Here is a 17,505-nt window from a genome sequence, read left to right on the forward strand (position 1 = left end):
ATATGAAAACCTCCCGCTACTACGTAGCCGCCCTCGCTGCTTTTCTGATCTGGGGCTTCTTTCCCCTACCCCTACGCCAGCTCACGGTATACCCAAGCGGACAGATTCTGCTGTTTCGCGTGTTGCTCTCCGTCGTGTTATTGCTGGTGCTGCACGCCGTGGGGCGCGTGGGCGTAGTGCGTGCTACCCTGCGGCAGTACCGGTCGGCCTCGCGGACAGAGCAGTGGCGCGTGGCGGGCGGCACGGTGATAGGCGGCCTACTGCTGATGAGCAACTGGCTGCTGTTCATCTACGTCATCAACCAGGTGAGCGTGCAGGCAGGCTCGTTTGCCTACCTCATCTGCCCCATTTTATTGTCGTTGCTGGGGTTTCTGCTGCTACGCGAACGGCTGCGGCTGCCGCAGTGGCTGGCCGTGGGCCTGAGCGCTTTAAGTTGCACCCTACTCATTACCGGCGACGTACGCTCCCTGCTGATGAGTTTGGTGGTGGCGGTTACCTATGCGCTCTACCTCATCACCCAGCGCATCGTACAGGGCTACGACCGGCTGGTCTTATTGACTATTCAGCTGCTATTATCGACCGTCGTTCTTTTACCCGCCGCGCCCCTACTCGGCGCCGACCTTGCCGCCGGCTTTGCCGATACGCACTTGCTAATCTTCGCCGGTATTCTGAGCGTAGGTTTCACCATTCTACCTCTATTTCTGAACCTCTACGCGCTCAATGGCCTCACTTCCGGCACGGTAGGCATCATGATGTACCTGAACCCGGTGGTGAGCTTTGTGCTGGCGTTCTGGTATTTCGGAGAGCAGCCCCGGCCGGTGGAGCTGTGGGCGTACGCGGTTATTTTAGTGTCAATTGTGCTGTATAATGTGCGAGGCAGGACATCTCAGCAAGTCGATGCCGTACCTTCACAGGGCTAAAACCCAAGCCCAATCCGCACGCCCGTCCCTACCCTTTTGCCCGATTGCAGAGCCGTGTACCCGTCGATGCGCAGGATGTTGAAGATGTGCTCGATGCCCACACCCAGCTCCAGGTAGTGTCCGGCGGCGCGAGTGTGCAAGTAGTTCACCGAGGCAACTTCCTGCCACTTCAGGCGGCGCAGCAGCGGGACTTTGTTGAGGAAGAAACCGTTGAAATGCTGGTTGTAGTGCGCCTCTAGGTAGGCGCGGCGGGTACTGTACTGGTAGTAATCAAGCAACTGAAACTGGGAAAAATTGCCTGTGAGGATGGTCTGGTTGCCGGCAAAATGGCGGTAGTCCATGAACTGCAAGCGCGGTGAGCCGAGGTAGCCGCCGCCCGCCACGTCGTAGGTGCCGGTGCCCAATAACCCCATCTGAATACTCTGCCGGATACCTGCCGCCAGGCGCGTGTAGCGCACATCAGACCCAAACACGGAGGGCACGCCCTGCAAAAACGTGAAGCGGAACTGCGGCTTGCGGGTGTAGAGGTTCACCTTGCCATCGGGGCGCGAGAGGTAACGCTGGCCGGGTTGGTAGGTGGCGGTCAGCTCCAGCGTGAGGGCCTGGCTCCGGCCAAAGCCCGTATCCACCAGCTCGGCGTTGGCAGGCGTGTTAGGCGTGAAAGCGCGGCCGGGCACGTCGATGAGCAGATTGTAAGTATTGTTGAATAGCTCGCGCCGGTCGTAGTAGTTCACGGCGCCGCGCACAGTCAGGCCGTTGGTAATTTCGGTGAGGTAGGCCACCTCGGCTCCGCGCCGCTGGTAGAGCTTGGCGTAGTTGCGGTTGCGCAATAGCGTATAGGCCGAGTTGATGAAGGGCGTGAGTTGGGTGTTTTCGGCAAAGTTCTCCACTGTGCGTCCTACCGAAATGGTCAGACGGCGCAGCACCACAGGGTCCAACTGCCAGTCGATTTGCGCCGAGGGGCTCAGCAGCTTCCCAGCAAAACCATAGCGTAGCACGGGTGTGAACTGGAAGCGCCGCCGGTCGTCGGTGTCTTGCGTGTAGGTGGCTTCGGCGTTGGCTACCACGCCCTCTACCGTGTTGTATTGCAAGATATTGAACACGGGCCGCACATACAGCCGCCGCTTGGCAAACGTGTTGTTGTGCGTATAACCGCTGAGCAATAGTTTCCCTACCCCCAGCTCGTTGCGCTTGCGGTCCAAGGAGTCCTGGTAGGGTCGCGAATTGCGCACTACCTCAGTGCTGTCTTTCACATGGTAGTCGAGCTGCTCTTCTGCGGTGAGCGGCACCGGGCGCGCCTCGTTCCAAAAAGCAGAGTCGCGGTTGGTGGCGCCGGCCTCTACCCGCTGAATCTCGCCCCGGCGCAGGGGCTCCACAATACCCAGCGCGGTGTTGATGGAATCGGCGTTGCCGCGGCGCAGCTGCCGCTTCACCTTCTGGTTGAGGCCGCGCAGGGTAGGGCGCTGCTTGCGTACGTCGGCCACGGTTTCGCGCTCCACGGGCGCGTTGGCCACCGGCTCCGGGGCGGGTGGCGCGGCCACTTGCTGGGGCGTGGAGTAGGTAGGTACCACGCTGTAGTTCGACAGCACCGCCGTGGCGTTGGCGCTACCCTTAAACCCAAACGCCTCGAAGGTAGCCGTAGCTTTCTGCGACTGAATCACCCACACGCCCGACGCACCCGGTGCAGGCATAAACTGCTGCTCCAGGTGCACGTGGTCAACGTATTCCAGCTGGGCACTCTTGTTGAGGTCGAGCGACACAGAGTAGAGCCGCCACGTGCCGTCAATGAGATAAATAAAGCCCGAAAATGCTGGGTCGGCACGGCGGCGTGGCTTGACGCGGATTTTATGAATCAGCAAATCGCCCTGCTGGGTAGAGCCTACCAGCTCATACTGGTAGAACAGCATAGCGTTGGAGGCAATCGGCGACACAAAGCCGCGCTGTGAAAAGCTACTTTTCAGCAGGTTGCTGTAGAAATTCAGTCCCTTGCCGGCGCTGGCAATATTGAAGCTCACGCGCTTGGAATCGCCACTCACTCTACTCGACAGCATCTTTTCCTGGATGACGTTGGGCTGGCGAAAGGTGATGTCGGAAATAGTTTCGGAGAGGTAGAAGATGCCCGGCTTGATGTCCGGACCGATCTTCACGAGTCCCAGCACCTTGCCTGGTACATCAGAGAGGCGGCCTAGGGCTTTCACGTAGAGGCGTGCGCGGTAGGCGGCCACCTCCCGCTCGTGGTAGCGCCGCCAGTTGATGGCCTGCTGCACTAGGGCATAGGCCGGGTCGCGGTCGGAGGCGCGCACCACTACCTCGTTGAGCTGGTAGTTTTCGGGGATGAGCTGCACGTTGAGCACCGTGGCGGTGTCGCCACCGGCTACACGTATGGTTTGCAGGCGCGGCTTAAAGCCCACGTACTGAAATACCAGCTCGTACTGGCCCGGCTCCAGGCGCAGTTGGTAGCGGCCCTGCTCGTTGGTGGCGGTGCTGGTGGTCGTGGCGCGCACGGCTACGTTAGCAAAGGCCAGGGGTTGGTTTTGCGCGTCAGTCACAAGGCCACGCACAATGCCTGCCCGCGCCGACAACTCACTCACAATCAATAAAACAAGTAGCAGGTAGCGCATCAACTTTTGCAATAAACACGGGAACTGTGAAGATAGAGGGATTTTACCCGGCAAAGGTTGCCTGCCGTTCCCGCGCTGCCCGTTTACGTGTCAGGCCATTGTTACGTCGGAACGCGGTCCGTACTATCCTCGTTATCTTACCAATTCTTATTCTTCTGCATGTATCAACCCGATAAGAAACCGAAAACCTATACGCCCGGCGAGGCGCTGCACAAGATTGCTGCCTTTTGCGCTTACCAAGAGCGTACCTTCAAAGAAACTGAAAGCAAGCTGCGCAGTTACGGCCTAACTGAAGATGAGGCCGGCGAAATCATCATCCGTCTCAGCCGCGAAAACCTGCTCGATGAAGAACGCTACGCCCGCAGCTACGTGCGTGGCCACTACCGCCAGAAGAAGTGGGGCCGCCGCCGCATCACGCAGGAGTTGAAGCAGAAAGGCTTATCTGACTACTGCATCAAAGCGGGACTCAAGGAAATCGATGGCGACGAGTACTACCAGAATCTCACCGATTTACTGGAGAAAAAAGACGCCCAAGAAAAAGAGCCGAATCCGCGTAAGCGTCGCCTCAAGTTCACGCAATACCTTACGCTGAAAGGCTACGAATCAGACTTGATCCGTATGGCGCTGGACGACTTAGGTGCGGCTACGGACGAGGACGAGTAAGGTCGGGCGTCATGCTACGCTCAGCATCAACTCTCTCTACCCTACCGCCGAACGGGCGCTTGCGGTGGAGCTGTTTGCTGCGTGAGCACCACGCGCCGCCCTGTGAGGGTTTCCAGCATAGGCCGCAGAATCTGCTGAGCGTTCTGCTGGGTTTGAGCTAGAATACCCGATTGCAATGCGGCACGGCGCACATTGGTTTCGGCGTATTTGTAGGCCGCATCTACCAACTCGGCATCCTGGAAATAGCCGTTTTCGACAGAATACACTTTGCTCTTGGTATGATCTATCTGCCAGGTGCAAAGCTGCGCCGGGGGTAGGGCCACCCGCACAATGGAGTCGCCAATGAACACTACATCTTGTGAGCGCACCTTTTGCAAATCGAGGCAGCCGATAGCATTGCCGGCTACGATAAGCGCTACTTTGGCATTGGGCAGAAAGCGGGAATACTCTTTTTTGTACTCCACTACATCTTTGAACTGATAGCGCACCAGCTCCAAGCGGCCTAGTCCCTCAATCTTTTCCAGCACTGTGTTGTGCGTCACGGTGATTTTGGGCTCCATCTCCAGCGGGTTCTTGCCCCAGTCGGAAAGGGTAGGCCGTATCTTTTCCCACAGAAACCAACCCAACGCCAGCAAAAACAACAACGGCAACAGGCGACGAAACAAACGAATCATGCGGGAGCGAATTTATAACTACGGTTGCGCTAGTAACGCGAATTCTGGCAGAAAGGTCCAGAATAGCGCGTAAAGCAGCTTGGCAGATTGCGCCCACAGCCCACTATAAAAGGTAGTTGTCAGCTCAGCAAACCGATGACTCCCTACCCTACCTCCGGCCACCACGCACTACGGTGCGCAAACCGTTGCCGAAAGCCCTGCCAGCCCTGCAACCCGCCCGTATGCACGGCTACCACCGTACTGCCCGGCGCGAAATAGTCCTGCGTCAGTAAATCCAGCACCGCATAGAGCAGCTTGCCGGTATACACAGGGTCGAGCAGCACCCCATGCCGCGCCTGAAACTGCTGGATGAACGCCATTAGCTCGGCAGAGTAAGCGGCGTAGCCCCCCAGATGGTAGGCGGTTTGCAGCTGCCAGTTGGTATACGTAGTGCCCGCGCTGGCAAGCGTCAGGGCTTCGATGTCCGCCCGCAGGAAATCCGCGTTTTTCAGCACAGCTACCCCCACGGCTTGCCGCGTGCCGGCCAGGCCAGTAAGTAGTCCTGCGAGGGTGCCGCCTGTACCGCAGGCCACGCAGAGGTAGTCGAAATCCGTCTCAGCGGCCAGCTCCGTTACCAATTCGGCGCAGCCAGGTAGCGCTAGTGTATTGGAGCCACCTTCGGGGACTACGTAGGCTGGGCCTACCTCGTGCAGCAGTTCGGCCACTACCGCCGGCTCGGTTTTACGCCGATACGTGGCGCGGTCGAGGTAGCGGAGCTGCATGCCGTGGGCCTGCGCCTGTGCCAAGGTAGGGTTCAGGGGGAGCGTTGGCTCGCCGCGCACTACTCCTACCGTTCGGAAACCATGCAGTGGTCCGGCCGCCGCCACGGCGGCCATGTGGTTGGAGTAGGCGCCGCCAAAAGTCAGCAGCGTATCGTGCCCGAGGCGGCGGGCTTCCAGTAGGTTATACTTGAGCTTGCGCCACTTATTGCCGGGTAGGGCCGGGTGCGTCAGGTCGTCGCGCAGCAGCAACAGCCGAATGTTGCGCTGGGCTGCGGCTGGCTCCAGGAGTTCCTGGAGAAGAAGAGGCGAAGTATAAGCGTCTGTCATCCTGAGCTTGCGAAAGACCTTCTCACGTTAGCACGAGTCGTTATTTCGCCTGTCGTTCTGTAGTGAGAAGGTGCTTCGCAAGCTCAGGATGACAGCCATGTTTTCACTCACATTCTCACGATTTTACCATTTCTACGCCATCAGCAAATCATCCGATACCGCATCAGGCACAGGTTGGCGGCGCACGGCGTACACAACACCGCCAACTACCAATACTAGTAGCAGGATGGATGAAATCAGCGAGATGGTATTGCCAATAGAATATTCGCTTGGCTCGAATTTAAACTCGATGGTGTGCTGACCTGCCGGCACCTGCATGGCACGCAGCACGTAATTGGCGCGCACGTAGGGTGCAGGCTTGCCGTCAATAAACGCGTCCCAGCCATCCTTGTAATAGATTTCGGAGAAGACCACGAAGCCCGGCTGAGTAGCGTTGTAGGTGTATTTTAGCTCGTCGGGCGAGTAGGCGGTGAGCTTGATAGTAGAGCCTGCCGTGAGGTAGGATTTTTCTGCCAGCGGGAATTTGCTCACATCTACCACGGCCGTAGTGGCCGGATTGAAGCTGCTAAGGGCGTTAATTTCCTGGTCCGGTGACTGCACTTTCTCGATGTCGCTCACAAACCAAGCGTTGCCCAGCGCGGCGGGGTTGCGCTGCACCTGCTCCGTTTGCCCGGCTTGCTGCGGCGGCATAATGATGTAGCGCGTGTTCAGCATGTTGAGCACCTGAATGTTGTTGCGCGCAATCTGCCACTCATACAAATCCTGGTAGCGGCGCAGCTTGGCGCCGTGGTAGCCCCCAATGCTCTTATGGAAATACGATGTATTGGCCTCTTGGAAAGGCGCTTGCAAGTTGAACACCCGATAGCTCAGGTCTTTGTCTTGCAAAATTTGTTGATCGGCGGTGGTAGGAATGAACTGCTGGGCCACGGTACCACGCTGGAAATTGCCGTCGTTGAGGTAGCGCTTATCGGCACCCCACAGGTCGATGAGGGTGAGCACGCCCACCAGTGCTGCCGCTACCGTAGCCGTGATTTTGCGCTGCAAGAATAGCCACAGTGCCCCGCCCGCAAAGGCGATGAATAGGATGGAGCGCAATACATCGGTGTGCATCAGCGAGGCGCGGTCCTGGCGTAAAGCATCCAGCGGGAAGCCTTGCTGCTGCAATTGCGCATCGATAGGCGCCGAAAAGTCTAGTCCCAGTCCTACCAGGTAGGCTAGTACGCACAAGCCAATGGTGCCACCCACGGCATAGAGGAGCTTGCGCTTGAGGTCGGCAGTTTCGGGCGTGTCTGCCGTGGGTTGTGGCAAGCCGGGGCGGGTGGCCGCTGAGGCTGCCACGCGGGCGCGCAGCACCCGAGCCAGCGCCAGCACGGCTAGCAGCGGCATCGCCAGTTGGGCAATTACCAGGGCCATACTCACCGAGCGGAACTTGTTGTAGGCCGGGAAGTAGTCGAACATCAGGTTATTGAACGTCTCGAAGTTCTTTCCCCAGGCCAGCACAATGGATACAATGGTAGCTACCAGCAGCCAAGTGCGCGTGCGGCGGTCGGCCACAAACAGGCCCAGCACAAACAGCATGCACACAATGGCACCCACGTACACTGGTCCACTGGTGATGGGCTGAGCGCCCCAATAGAGCGGTAGTTGCTGCAAATATTCGCGCAACTGCACGGGAGGCACACCCAGGCCGCTCAGAGCTTGGGCCGTAGCCGAGCTTTCGCTCAGTGAGCCTGACGAAGCGCCACCGTAGTAATTGGGAATCAGCAGAGTAATGGTTTCGCCTACCCCGTAACTCCACCCAAAGGCATAGTCACGGTCGAGGCCGGAGCCACTGGGGGCATCCTCACCCGCGGTGGCCTGGCCGGGCGCAGTGGGCGGCGCCTTCGTCAGCTCCGATTTGCCACGAATGGAATATTTGCCATACTCGGCCGTGGTGTAGAGGCGGCCGAAGCTGACGCCTACCGCCAGCAGGGCCGCCGCGCCCAGCAGGGCCGTGCGAGTCAGGAAGTCTTTTAGGCGGTTTTCCTTCACAGCAGCTATCAGCTCTACAATGCCAAACACCAGCACCAGTAGCAACAGATAGTAAGTAATTTGCAGGTGGTTGGAGCGCACATTCATGGTCAGGCCCAGCGCAAACAGCCCGGCGCCCAGCCACTTGTTGCGCCGAAACGCTACCAACAAGCCCGCTAGCACCAGCGGCGCGTAGGCCAGCGCCAGCGACTTGGTGTTGTGGCCAGCGGCTAGAATAATCAGGTTGTAGCTGGTAAAACCCAGCGCAATGGCCCCTACCGTGGCCACCAAGGGCCGCACGCCCAACGCTATAAACAGCACGTAGCCGCAGAGCAGCGTCAGGAACAGGTTGGCCACTACCGCCGGCAGGCCCAGCGTAAATACCTGGTGCAGGTAGATGGATAGGTCGCCGGGAAAACGGGTGCTGATGAGGTAGGTAGGCATCCCCGAGAACATGGAGTTCGTCCAGAGTGCCTCTTTGCCTGTCACCTCGCGGTACTGCGCCGCCTCGTGGGCACCGCCCTGAAACTGCACAATGTCGTGCTGCGCTAGGCTCTTGCCTTCAAACAAAATTGGGGCGAAGTACACGGCTACCAGAGCCAGAAAGAACACCACCGCCAGCAAGTGCGGCAGTACGCGGCGCCACAACGGCGCGGGAGCGGGAGAAACAGTAGTCATCCGAGGAAGAAAGAAGCCTGATGCGCCCGCCCGGCCCCCCGGCCCGGCGAAGCAGCCCCGAAGGTAGAATGTTTATTTCATTTAATACGAACCGTGCCCCCGCCAACAACCGGTTTTCGGTTGCCAGCGGGGGCACGCGGCTACATATCAGCTAAGGGGCTAGTCAGCTACTTCACTTCTTCAAAATCAACGTATTCGCCGCCTTTAAACTCTTTGTCGCCTGCTTTGGTGGCTTTCGGCGGCACGTAATCGACGCGTACCTGGCCGGGCGCGGGTGGGGGCGACGACGGCCGGGGCTGCCCGAATGGGGCTTGCTGGCCAAACGCGTCGCCGTAGCGGCGGGCTTGCTTTTGCAGGAAGCGGCCCACTACGAAGCGCAGCACCAGCGGCACTACATAACGAACCAGGAAAAAGAAAATGAAGAGGAAAAGCAGGAATTTGCCCATCAATACAAAAACACCCGGCTATGCCGCCGTGGGGGTAGGTTGAAAGTAAAAATCGGCCGTGACGGCGCTGTTGAGCTGCGCCGCCGAGCACGGTACCAATTCCAAACGCTCGGAGAGCACAAATGGTTTATAGCCCAGGCCCGCCAGCACGGCTACCACCCTCTGGCGGTTTTCCAGGCCGTTTAGCTCCGTTTGAATTAAGGGCTGAAAACGGCGCAGCGTGGCTTGCAAATGCGTAAAAACTTCTGATTCAAACCCCTCGACATCACATTTCACAAAGTCGAGGCGAGTGAGGTCGCGCAGTAGCTCGTCGGGTACGCGCATGGGTACCTCATAGGTGCGGGCATAGTGCTCGTGAGGGTTGCTGCTGGCTACCTTGGTCATGCCGTGGTGCAGCAGGCCGTGGCGCTCGGGCGTACCCATCTGCACCATCTGGTTTTGCCCGCCCAGGGCGTAGGGTAGCAGCGTGAGGTTATCGAACCCGCTCAGCCGCACGTTGTCTTTCCAGATGGCTTGAAAATCGGGAATGGGTTCCACAGCCAGCACCCTACCCTCTGGACCCACTAGCCGCGACAGGGCCACAGAGTAGTAGCCCAAGTTGGCGCCGATATCCAGGCATACAAAGCCGGGCTTGATGAGTTGTTGCAGGAAAAACAACTCTGGGTACTTCTTCCTACCCCACCCTGCGCCCACCAGCCGCAGGTACACGCGGCTTACCAGACGAATGTAGCGCTCGAAGCCCAGCGCCCGCACCAGCAGTTTACGGAGTTGTTTCATCACGCCGCAAACGTAAGAAATGTTGAGGGGTGAATTCTATATGTGGAATGTTGTGCAACGAAGTCACCCGCTATTCAGCACTTTTTGCACTCCACCACCGCGATACTCCAGCGGCTACTACCCCGCCTACCAGGTACCACACTACCGTCATAGCTTTGGTTTGGGGCGTGCGGTTGCTGGGGGCTTTGCCCAAACCCAGCGGGCCGGGCAGCACCACGCCGCCTACCCCTGCGGCTGCACCCAGTGCTATACCACGCCACCACGTGCCCTCGCCCCTACCCACCAGGCTGTAATAGAGTCCGTTGCTAAGCAAGTCGCCGGCTAAGGTGAGGTAGTAAGCCGATTCTTCGTCGGGCTGGGGGGCATCGGCTTTACGCAGGAGTTTGCGTAGCCCTCGTTCGCCGAGCACGTCCATGCGCGGCGCATCGGCGGGACGCAGGTGGCGCACGGTTTCGTGTAGCACGTTTACGGCTACTGCGCCGGCCAGGCCGCTACCGAGCGCCTGTAGTAGAGCAGAAGATTTGCTTGTATTCATATGCGTGAGAAATCAGACAGGGTATTGGCTACCACTGAGTAGGGCAGCACAGGTATCTTTCCAACGCCAAACCACAACCCGGGGTTATGCGCGCTTTTTCTCAGCAGCAACTATATTTTTTACCTTTATGAGTTGCGTATTTTCTTGACGTGTGGCTATCTTTGCAGCCCTTGGCAGCGCCGGCTGTCTTGGATAATGCCTTCTTAGCTCAGTTGGTAGAGCAGCTCATTCGTAATGAGCAGGTCGCAGGTTCGAGTCCCGTAGAAGGCTCTTAACGCACAGCGCCCCGATGAAACTCTTCATCGGGGCGCTGTTTTTTTTGTGCGTGAGGCACGTGTTATTCTAGTATGGTGTCGCCGGCCAGGCCACTACGGTAGCTGGTTACTGGTTGGAATTGCTCGTCAATTTCCGTGCGGTTGGCGCTACCCCAGGGGCGGGCGCTCGTAACGGCATCGTACGACGAATCGTCGGAATTGGCGCTGTTGTTTTTAGCGCGCCACGACAGCCAGCCAATACCGCCCAGCAGCAAGGCACTGCCCACTACCTTTTGCGTGGTACTCAGGCTGCTTACTTGGTCTACTGCTTTGTTGCTCCACTCTTTCACCTGTTGCGGAAGCTGATTGACGCCCTCAATCCAAGAATTGCGTGGGCGAGCAGCGAGGTTTGGGTTGAGGTCCAGGTCCTGCGCTGGGTTGGAGTCGTCGTGGCGGTAGCTGCCGGGGTCGGTGTGGCTGCTGGCGCCCGTAGATACTACGCCGGCCGAAATGCCCGAGGTAGGAGAAGTGGAGTTGGTGCTATGAATAGGCTGCTGATTGCGGGTTTTGTTTGCCATGATTGAAACAGAGCTTAAAGACAGATAAAAGAAGCGCGCAACGGCTCGGCCGCTACACGGACAGCGAATTTGCGCTGCCTTCTTTTTTCGTAAAAGCCTTGTGTTTAGTTGCATCAGCAGGCCGATTAGCTTCGGCAGTTGGCTTACCTTGCCTGTATACAACGCCGGGCATCTACCCTCATGCCTCGCCGGCACCCTTGTGAGAATGCGCGCGCGATGGCACAGGGCGGCCATTGGCGTAAAGGTGCGCCTCTTGGTCGCCGGCCAGGCGTGCTTCCGCCTCGAAAGGGATATTGTAGTAGCCGTAGCGCAGCCAGTCGCGCAGGTAGCGGCGCAAAAAGCCTACCCTACCATACTGCTGGTATTGCCGGATGTGACACATCTCGTGCGCTACCCAGCGCGGGTCGCGCATAAACTCCTCTTTCGTGGCCCCACTCAAGTGAATGGTACCTCCCAAAACCATGGCGACACTGCGTGATTTGAGTACTACGCGGGCGATGCGCGCAAAAGGAGAATTTTCGATGATAGGCGCTATTCTCATGTGTAAAATTTAGGCCGCACTATACGGCACACTCCAGCCTGTGGTTTCCCGATTTGTATAATTTATCATGCCAATCATTGCACTAAATACATAAAATAGAAATAAAATCTGGTCTTTATTTGGATAGCTAGTGTATCACGGTTTAGCTTTAAAAATCTGGTACCCTACCAATAGTGGGATTTTGCCAGGTTCATCACTCCTTTTTGCTTCCTTATTTTTTGCCTTACGGCACTGTTTTTATCGAAGTACCTTTTTTCTGCTAGTGTGCCTTTCTTATCGGCCACGGCCTTTCGCCACCCCTACGACGGACAATGAACAACAGAATACTGTATTGCCTCGCCGCTGCCTCGATGGCGCTTTCCTTTTTCTTTGAGCATACTCCCGAAACAAGCACTTCGGCTCCTATCATAGCCCAAGCTTCGCTTCTCCCCGATTTTTCTGGTTTTGCAGATGGCACCGCGCTGCCTGTTTTTGCCAACGATTCTGTGGCCTATGCTCACTACGAGCAAAAGCTCGGCGTGGCACTCGACCACACCGAAGACAAAGATCTACTGGAAACCGTGCTCGACTGGTTGGGCACGCCCTACCGCTACGGCAGCAATAGCAAGCGCGGTACCGATTGCTCGGGCTTCGTTACGCGGGTGTTCAAGGAAGTATACGGTATTACACTGCAACGCAGTTCGCGCTCCATGTTCCAGAACGTGAAGCATGTGGCGAAAGACGAAATGCAGCCCGGCGACCTGGTATTCTTCCGTCGTGGACCGGGCCAACCCATCTACCATGTGGGCATCTACCTCAACGACAGCAAGTTTGCCCATTCTGCTACTAATGGCGGTGTAATGGTAAGCTCACTGAAGCAAGCTTATTATCAGCGCAATTTTTACGCTGCCGGCCGGGTAGCTCTCAACTAGGGTATTGGCTTTTCCTGCTGCCTTTCTACAGCCCCGTTCTCACGAACGGGGCTTTTTTTTACCTTCGTTTCAGCTACAACTATTTCTGATTGATCTAGTATGTAGCATCGGTAGCGGTTGCGAATAGCCGTTGCCCTGTATTTTCTCCTACTCTCCTACCCTATGGCTACGAAAGCACCCAAAGGCGAACATGTTGCCTCCTCTCCCTTCTTCAAGAAGTTTCTGGGCAAAGCCGAAGAATACCTGAATAAGCCCCTGCGCATCAAACAGCTCTTGAACGATGCGTACCACAAAGCCCGCGAGAAAAATGAGTTGGGCAACCTGGCTCACGAAGCCTGGGAAACCGTGCAAACGCTGATCCGGCTGGTGCGCTCGGCCAGCTCGGGCGAGTACACCGGCCTGCCCACATCTTCCATCCTGGCGGCTGTAGCGGTGCTCATCTACTTCCTAAGCCCCATCGACGTAATTCCCGATTTCATTCCGGTGATTGGGCTGCTTGACGACGTGGCCCTGATAGCCTGGTTTACCTCCACACTCAAAGAACAGCTCGACAAGTTTGCGGAGTGGGAGAAAACCCAGCCAGTAGTGGTAGAAGACAGCCCGGCCGCAACGGGTTTCAGCGCTACCGTAGACAGTACTGCCCGTGTGCAAACGCCGGCTCAGGCCGCGCCCGCTGCTGCCCACGCGCCAGCACAGGAAGCTCCCGAGTCGGCCAAAAAGGCGGGTACAACAGACCTGAGCAACGACGATACCGCCCCGCACCTCCATACACAGACCGATGTAGCGGCGACTACCACCAGTAGCAGCCGCCAACCCAACACGGCTACCCCCGACACGGGAGGCAATGTTCGATAAGTAGGGTTTCCCTACCCTATCAGCCCGAAGGCCCGCCACACAGTTGTGTGGCGGGCCTTCGGGCATTTAGTTGAACGCTTATCAGTCTAAGCGGCCTGGTTAGCTGCTTCGGGCGTGTGCTCGGCTACGTAGGTCACAAAGTCGCTCACGGTCGTAAGAGGTACTTCATCGGGAATGACAATGTGGAAGCTCTGCTCCAAAGCCAGAATGATGTTGACCACATCCAGTTGGTCGAGGCCCAGCTCGTGGTTGAGGCGACTGCGCAGCCGAACGGGACGCATAGGACGGCGCTGGCTGACAATACGCAACACTTGTTGCTCAATAGATTTAACGGCTGGGGTAGAGGTAGGTAGCATAAAAAAAGAGAAAGAAACACCGCAGTTCCAGCAACCGGCAGCGGTCGGGGCCGTTTCTTACCGGCCGTTACCTGTTGGAGCAGGCAACGGCCAGTAAGGTTGGTTACGCTGGCGTGAAATTACTGTGAAATAATGATTATGCTTCAGCCAGCACTGGTGGCCGGGCGGCCCGCACCTCCTCGGCATCGGCTGGGGCCTCGCGTGGGGCATCGGGGTCGATGCCCGTAATCTTGGCCCGCAGCTGCTCGTTGAGCAAGTACATTACCGGGACTACCAAAAGAGTGATAATGGTTGCAAATACCAACCCGAAAATTATCGTCCACGCCAGCGGCCCCCAGAATACTACCGACTCACCACCGATAAAGAAGTTGGGGTGCCCAGAGTTGAATAGCTCGTAGAAGTCAACGTTTAGGCCAATAGCCAATGGAATCAGACCCAGCGTAGCAGCCGTAGCCGTCAGAATTACGGGGTTGAGGCGAGTGCGGCCGGCCGTGGCAATGGCCTCACGCAATGGCATACCCTGCGAGCGGAGCATATCGGTAAACTCCACCAACAGAATCCCGTTTTTCACCACGATGCCCGCCAGGGCAATAACCCCTACCCCCGTCATCACGATGCTGACATTCATGCCCGTGATGGCCAGGCCCAGCATTACCCCAATGATGGAGAAGATAACCTCCGTCAGGATGATAATGGGCTTGCTCACGGAGTTGAACTGCGTTACGAGCACCAAGAAAATCAAGCCAATGGCCCCGATGGCGGCCACGCCCAAGAAGTTCGAGGTTTCCTGCGTGTCTTCCTGGGCCCCGCCCATCTTGATGGTGTAGCCGGGCGGCGTTGGGTACGCCCGCAGCGCTTGTTCAATCTGCTGCACCACCGTAACGGGGGCGTAGCCGTTGAGCACGTTGGAAGAAATGGTAATCACGCGCTTGGTGTCTTTGCGCTTGATACCGCCGTAAGTACTACCGTACTTCACGTCGGCCACCGCCGACATGGGCACCTGGCGGATGGCACCGGTAGCGTCGCGGAAGGTGAGTGGCGAGTTCAGGATAGCATCTACGTCGTCGCGGTAGGGCTTGGCGTAGCGTACCTGAATCGGATATTCATCGTCGGAGGTCTTGAATTTGCTGGCCTCGAAGCCGTAAATAGCCGTGCGCACCTCCGAGCCAATCTGGGCCGTGCTGATGCCCTCGCGGTTGGCACGGGTCCGGTTGATGTTGACGGCAATTTCGGGGTTGCGGTCTTCCAGGTTGGAGCGCAGCTGCTCCACGCCACCAATGTTCAGTGAATCGACATAGCGGGTTACTTTTTTGGAGAGCTTGGCCAGAGTCGGGTAGTCGTCGCCGGCTACTTCAATAGCAATGGCTTTGCCCACGGGCGGACCGCTGGCTTCCTGGTCCACCGAGATTTCGGCGCCGGGAATTCCTTTCACCACTTCCCGGATTTTATCCATGTAGGTGCTGGTGGCCGGACCAGTCCGGTCGCTGGTTTCCTTGAAAGCCACGGCAATCTTGGCCAGATTCGACTGCGACACGCCCGTAGCGGTAGCCTCGCCGGGGTCGTTGGCCCCAATGGCTACGTTGGTAATCACCGATTCCACGTCGTGGTTTTCGCGACCAATCACGCCATAAATGCGTTTTTCCAGCATGCGGGCCACAGAGTCGGTTACCTCTACCCGCGTACCCACCGGCATTTTCAGGTAGGTGTAGATAAATTTCGGGTCGCCCGAGGGAAAGAAGTCAATTTTGGGTGAGCGGGCACCTAGTGCCATAAAGGCTACCACGAAGAGCACTACCATCGACAGCATGATGGTGATGGGCCAGCCAATTGCCCAGTGCACCAGCCGCTCGTAGCCATGCTGGAAACGGGGCAGCACTTTGGTCTGGAAGCCCGCTATCAGGTGCACGAACACGAACTTATCGAGGAAGCACAACGCGATAATGGTCACGAACAGGTTGCCCACAAACGTAGAGCCCGCGAAGTAGCCAATCAAAGCAATCAGCAACAGCACGCCCATACCAATCAGGAAATTGCGCGTGAGCTTGGGCTTGCGGTCTTCGGCGTGGTGGTCTTCTCGCTCCATAAACGACACGGCAAACACCGGGTTCATGATGAAGGCTACCACCAGCGACGACATCAGCGTCAGGATCAGCGTAACGGGTAGGTAGAACATGAACGAGCCCACAATGCCGGGCCAGAACATAAGCGGCACGAAGGGTGCTACCGTTGTGAGCGTACCGGCCAGCACAGGTATAAACACCTCACCAGCAGCATACTTGGCCGCTTGCGCCGTAGTTAGCTCGGGGTGCTCATGTAGCAGTCGGTGGGTGTTCTCAATTACCACAATGGCATCGTCGACCACAATACCCAGCGCCAGCAGGAAGGCGAAGAGCACAATCATGTTGAGCGAGAAATCGAAGGTCGGCAGCAGCACGAAAGCCAGGAACATCGACAGCGGCACCGACAGCCCCACGAACAGGGCATTGGTGGTGCCCATGAAGAACATCAGAATCACCGTCACCAGCAGGAAGCCGATGATGATGGTATTGATCAGGTCGTGGAGCGTAACGCGGGTATCGTTGGAGGTGTCGCCCGTTACGGTGATAGTCAGCTCCTTGGGCAGCGTTTCCTCGGCTTCTTCGATGATCTGCTTGATCTTATCGGAGGCGTCAATCAGGTTTTCACCCTGGCGCTTCACCACGTTTAGCGTGATGGCAGTTTTGCCATCGAGGCGGGCATATGACTCCCGGTCCTTGAAGGCATCCTGCACGGTGGCAATGTCGCCGAGGCGCACGGCCGCACCGTTCAGGTTTTTCACCTGAATGTTGGCAATATCAGCGGCATTGGCGTACTGACCAGCTACCCGCACGGCGCGTTTCTGGTCACCCACATCCACCGAGCCACCCGAAATGGTGATATTCTCGCGGGCAATGGCATTGCTGATATCCGTAAAGCTCAGGCGGGAAGCACGCAGGCGGTTCAGGTCCACATCCACGTTCACTTGCTGCTCCAGCGCGCCCACAATATCTACCCGCGTAATTTCGGGTAGGGCCTCAATCTGGTCCTGAAAGTCATCCGCATATTTTTTCAACTGGCTGAGGGGTAGGTTGCCTGCCAGGTTGATGTTCATAATGGGTAACTCGGAGATGTTTACCTCCTGCACAGTAGGCTCGGAAGGCAAGTCGTTGGGCAGTTCGGAGCGGGCTTTGTCCACGGCATCCTTGATGAGCTGCTTGGCATACTGCACATCCACGCCAGAGTTAAACTCCACGTCCACAATGGCGTAGTCCTGGTTGGAGGTGGAGTTGATTTTCTTCACCCCGTTCACCGACTTGATTTCCTTTTCCAACTGGCGCGTCACCAGGTTTTCGATATCCGCCGGCGACGTGCCGGGGTAAATCGTGGCCACGATGATGCGCGGAATCACGATGTCCGGAAACTTCTCCTTGCCGAGCTTGATGTACGCAAACACCCCTGCAATGCACAGGATCAAGGTGATGATGTAAATGCTCGTCTTATTGTTGATGGACCAACTGGTAGGCCCAAACTCTTTTTCTATATCCTGCATACTGGTAGGCGTAAGGGCGGCTGGCCGCTC

At 57.4% G+C, this 17,505-nt stretch carries 15 protein-coding genes and 1 tRNA gene; 5 read left to right on the top strand and 11 right to left on the bottom strand.

Features of this window, described 5'->3' with window-relative positions:
* The first annotated feature begins 2 nt into the window (after positions 1–2).
* Complete coding sequence (locus tag MUN82_RS15775) at positions 3–920, top strand: EamA family transporter (protein WP_245091988.1); 918 nt, start codon at positions 3–5, stop codon at positions 918–920.
* Here MUN82_RS15775 and MUN82_RS15780 read toward each other — a convergent pair.
* A complete protein-coding gene (locus MUN82_RS15780) occupies positions 917–3,541 on the bottom strand; it encodes a DUF5686 and carboxypeptidase regulatory-like domain-containing protein (RefSeq protein WP_245091989.1) in 2,625 nt (874 codons plus the stop codon). The genes MUN82_RS15775 and MUN82_RS15780 overlap by 4 nt on opposite strands.
* A gap of 159 nt (positions 3,542–3,700) precedes the next feature.
* Between MUN82_RS15780 and MUN82_RS15785 the strand changes: the two genes are divergently transcribed.
* The gene (locus MUN82_RS15785) at positions 3,701–4,204 is read left to right on the top strand and encodes a regulatory protein RecX (protein WP_245091990.1); all 504 of its coding nucleotides are present in this window, start codon (positions 3,701–3,703) and stop codon (positions 4,202–4,204) included.
* Between the two features lie 41 nt (positions 4,205–4,245).
* Here the strand turns inward: MUN82_RS15785 and MUN82_RS15790 are convergent, their stop codons facing one another.
* The 6 genes from MUN82_RS15790 to MUN82_RS15815 form a co-directional block, all read right to left on the bottom strand.
* Positions 4,246–4,878: a DUF4230 domain-containing protein gene (locus MUN82_RS15790; RefSeq protein ID WP_245091991.1), complete on the bottom strand. Its 633-nt coding sequence runs from the start codon at positions 4,876–4,878 to the stop codon at positions 4,246–4,248.
* Positions 4,879–5,021: 143 nt separating this feature from the next.
* A complete protein-coding gene (locus tag MUN82_RS15795; RefSeq protein ID WP_245091992.1) occupies positions 5,022–5,966 on the bottom strand; it encodes a 1-aminocyclopropane-1-carboxylate deaminase/D-cysteine desulfhydrase in 945 nt (314 codons plus the stop codon).
* 132 nt (positions 5,967–6,098) lie between these two features.
* Positions 6,099–8,654, bottom strand: coding sequence for a YfhO family protein (locus MUN82_RS15800; protein WP_245091993.1), 2,556 nt, complete (start codon positions 8,652–8,654; stop codon positions 6,099–6,101).
* 167 nt (positions 8,655–8,821) lie between these two features.
* Positions 8,822–9,100, bottom strand: a complete 279-nt coding sequence (locus MUN82_RS15805; protein WP_245091994.1) for a DUF4834 family protein — start codon at positions 9,098–9,100, stop codon at positions 8,822–8,824.
* Positions 9,101–9,118: 18 nt separating this feature from the next.
* On the bottom strand, positions 9,119–9,877 hold the full coding sequence (locus tag MUN82_RS15810; protein ID WP_245091995.1) for an FkbM family methyltransferase: 759 nt from the start codon (positions 9,875–9,877) through the stop codon (positions 9,119–9,121).
* Between the two features lie 70 nt (positions 9,878–9,947).
* Positions 9,948–10,412 carry a hypothetical protein gene (locus MUN82_RS15815; protein WP_245091997.1) on the bottom strand — a complete coding sequence of 155 codons (465 nt, stop codon included), beginning with the start codon at positions 10,410–10,412 and terminating at the stop codon, positions 9,948–9,950.
* 197 nt (positions 10,413–10,609) lie between these two features.
* On the opposite strand from MUN82_RS15815, the gene MUN82_RS15820 reads away from it, so the two are divergent.
* Positions 10,610–10,682: transfer RNA gene (locus MUN82_RS15820), tRNA-Thr, on the top strand.
* Between the two features lie 67 nt (positions 10,683–10,749).
* Here the strand turns inward: MUN82_RS15820 and MUN82_RS15825 are convergent.
* Positions 10,750–11,244 carry a hypothetical protein gene (locus tag MUN82_RS15825; RefSeq protein ID WP_245091999.1) on the bottom strand — a complete coding sequence of 165 codons (495 nt, stop codon included), beginning with the start codon at positions 11,242–11,244 and terminating at the stop codon, positions 10,750–10,752.
* Positions 11,245–11,422: 178 nt separating this feature from the next.
* Complete coding sequence (locus MUN82_RS15830; protein ID WP_245092001.1) at positions 11,423–11,785, bottom strand: hypothetical protein; 363 nt, start codon at positions 11,783–11,785, stop codon at positions 11,423–11,425.
* Positions 11,786–12,096: 311 nt separating this feature from the next.
* Here MUN82_RS15830 and MUN82_RS15835 point away from each other — a divergent pair, with 311 nt between their 5' ends.
* Both MUN82_RS15835 and MUN82_RS22485 read left to right on the top strand, forming a co-directional pair.
* Positions 12,097–12,696: a C40 family peptidase gene (locus tag MUN82_RS15835; protein WP_245092003.1), complete on the top strand. Its 600-nt coding sequence runs from the start codon at positions 12,097–12,099 to the stop codon at positions 12,694–12,696.
* A gap of 162 nt (positions 12,697–12,858) precedes the next feature.
* Positions 12,859–13,551, top strand: coding sequence for a YkvA family protein (locus tag MUN82_RS22485; RefSeq protein WP_375374077.1), 693 nt, complete (start codon positions 12,859–12,861; stop codon positions 13,549–13,551).
* Positions 13,552–13,637: 86 nt separating this feature from the next.
* Here MUN82_RS22485 and MUN82_RS15845 read toward each other — a convergent pair whose 3' ends face one another.
* Together MUN82_RS15845 and MUN82_RS15850 are read right to left on the bottom strand one after the other, a co-directional pair.
* Entirely contained in the window at positions 13,638–13,907 is a 270-nt protein-coding gene (locus MUN82_RS15845) for a phosphopantetheine-binding protein (RefSeq protein WP_245092005.1), read from the bottom strand.
* A 136-nt stretch (positions 13,908–14,043) separates the two neighbouring features.
* The gene (locus MUN82_RS15850; protein ID WP_245097586.1) at positions 14,044–17,475 is read right to left on the bottom strand and encodes an efflux RND transporter permease subunit; all 3,432 of its coding nucleotides are present in this window, start codon (positions 17,473–17,475) and stop codon (positions 14,044–14,046) included.
* Positions 17,476–17,505 lie beyond the last annotated feature (30 nt).

It is taken from the genome of Hymenobacter aerilatus (assembly GCF_022921095.1).
Lineage (GTDB): Bacteria > Bacteroidota > Bacteroidia > Cytophagales > Hymenobacteraceae > Hymenobacter > Hymenobacter aerilatus.

Excerpts from the sequence above, each read along its gene's own strand:
- MUN82_RS15850 (WP_245097586.1), bottom strand. The coding sequence starts at position 17,475 with ATGCAGGATATAGAAAAAGAGTTTGGGCCTACCAGTTGGTCCATCAAC.
- MUN82_RS15830 (WP_245092001.1), bottom strand. The coding sequence starts at position 11,785 with ATGAGAATAGCGCCTATCATCGAAAATTCTCCTTTTGCGCGCATCGCC.
- MUN82_RS15825 (WP_245091999.1), bottom strand. The coding sequence starts at position 11,244 with ATGGCAAACAAAACCCGCAATCAGCAGCCTATTCATAGCACCAACTCC.
- MUN82_RS15815 (WP_245091997.1), bottom strand. The coding sequence starts at position 10,412 with ATGAATACAAGCAAATCTTCTGCTCTACTACAGGCGCTCGGTAGCGGC.
- MUN82_RS15775 (WP_245091988.1), top strand. The coding sequence starts at position 3 with ATGAAAACCTCCCGCTACTACGTAGCCGCCCTCGCTGCTTTTCTGATC.
- MUN82_RS15845 (WP_245092005.1), bottom strand. The coding sequence starts at position 13,907 with ATGCTACCTACCTCTACCCCAGCCGTTAAATCTATTGAGCAACAAGTG.
- MUN82_RS15800 (WP_245091993.1), bottom strand. The coding sequence starts at position 8,654 with ATGACTACTGTTTCTCCCGCTCCCGCGCCGTTGTGGCGCCGCGTACTG.
- MUN82_RS15810 (WP_245091995.1), bottom strand. The coding sequence starts at position 9,877 with ATGAAACAACTCCGTAAACTGCTGGTGCGGGCGCTGGGCTTCGAGCGC.
- MUN82_RS15805 (WP_245091994.1), bottom strand. The coding sequence starts at position 9,100 with ATGGGCAAATTCCTGCTTTTCCTCTTCATTTTCTTTTTCCTGGTTCGT.
- MUN82_RS22485 (WP_375374077.1), top strand. The coding sequence starts at position 12,859 with ATGGCTACGAAAGCACCCAAAGGCGAACATGTTGCCTCCTCTCCCTTC.
- MUN82_RS15795 (WP_245091992.1), bottom strand. The coding sequence starts at position 5,966 with ATGACAGACGCTTATACTTCGCCTCTTCTTCTCCAGGAACTCCTGGAG.
- MUN82_RS15790 (WP_245091991.1), bottom strand. The coding sequence starts at position 4,878 with ATGATTCGTTTGTTTCGTCGCCTGTTGCCGTTGTTGTTTTTGCTGGCG.
- MUN82_RS15835 (WP_245092003.1), top strand. The coding sequence starts at position 12,097 with ATGAACAACAGAATACTGTATTGCCTCGCCGCTGCCTCGATGGCGCTT.
- MUN82_RS15780 (WP_245091989.1), bottom strand. The coding sequence starts at position 3,541 with ATGCGCTACCTGCTACTTGTTTTATTGATTGTGAGTGAGTTGTCGGCG.
- MUN82_RS15785 (WP_245091990.1), top strand. The coding sequence starts at position 3,701 with ATGTATCAACCCGATAAGAAACCGAAAACCTATACGCCCGGCGAGGCG.